Origin of the sequence: Limisphaera ngatamarikiensis, assembly GCF_011044775.1 — a bacterium.
Taxonomy (GTDB): domain Bacteria; phylum Verrucomicrobiota; class Verrucomicrobiia; order Limisphaerales; family Limisphaeraceae; genus Limisphaera; species Limisphaera ngatamarikiensis.
Genome location: NZ_JAAKYA010000075.1, coordinates 1 through 1,051, shown reverse-complemented (window position 1 = coordinate 1,051; position 1,051 = coordinate 1). Strand labels below are relative to the sequence as shown.

The 1,051-nt window shown below is 66.9% G+C and carries 1 protein-coding gene; it reads left to right on the top strand.

Features of this window, described 5'->3' with window-relative positions; translation table 11 throughout:
• Positions 1 to 253: 253 nt before the first annotated feature.
• Positions 254 to 1,051: hypothetical protein (locus G4L39_RS10860; protein ID WP_165108174.1), on the top strand; the 798-nt coding region annotated here is incomplete at its 3' end.

The following is a 1,051-nucleotide window of genomic DNA, read 5'->3' as shown; positions in this document are numbered from 1 at the left end:
GGACGGGGCGCTTGGTCGGGCGGGTTGGAGGGAGGGGCGTGCTCTGCATGGACAAAGGGGGTACATTTTGTTCCTCGACGGCCGGGTAGAGAGTCTGGACAGCGTCGAGCTGCAACGTGCGTTTGAACAAGCCGGTAATTGGACGAATCGGCTGGCGATTCCACCTTGAGATAAGGGGGTTCGCTTGTGGACTGGTGCCGGTGTTTTCTTTGGAAAAGCCGTAACGGGCCGGTTGGTGTGCGGGAGCGGAGCGTTGGCGAGGTGGACGGCGGCCGGGGAGTTGATCAGCGAGCAGTGGGTGGGGGGTGAGCTGGACGGGGTGCGGGTGACCAACCGGGTGGACGGGTTGGGCCGGCGGCTGGCGCAGGAGGTCTGGCGTGGCGCCACGCTGCTGAGCCGGGTGAACTACAGCTGGGGCGGGGGCGATCGGCTGCTGAGCGTGGCCGATGATCAGGGGCACCGGGCCGAGTACGCATGGGAGCCGTTGGGTTCGATGGTGCGGCAGGTGACGTTCCGACAGAACGGGCAGGTGCAGCTGACGACGACCCGGGGGTTTGACCTGTGGAACCGGCTGACCAACGTGCAGTCGGTGGTGGCGACGGGGGTGGTGAGCCGTCTGGACTGGACGTACGATGCGATGGGCGGGAGGGTGCGGGCCGGTTGGGCCGACGGCAGCTACTGGGTCTACCGGTACGACCCGTATGGTCAGTTGGAGTCGGGCCGACGGTATTGGGCGGACGGTCGGCCGGTGGCGGGGCAACAGTTTGAGTATCGGCACGATGCGATAGGGAACCGGACGGTTGGGGGCTGGGGTGGGGATGAGCTGGGTTGGAGTCTGCGGTGGAGCAGCAACACGGTCAACCGGCTCAACCAGTACACGAGTCGGACGGTGCCGGGGGTGGTGGGGGTGTCGGGGGAGGCGGTGGAGGGAGCGACGGTGACGTTGTGGTGGGGGACGAACGACTGGGCGCCGGTGATCCGGCAGGGTCGGTACTGGTATGGGGAGGTGTGGGTGAACAATGCGACGGGTGCGGTGGGGGTGGTGGTGACG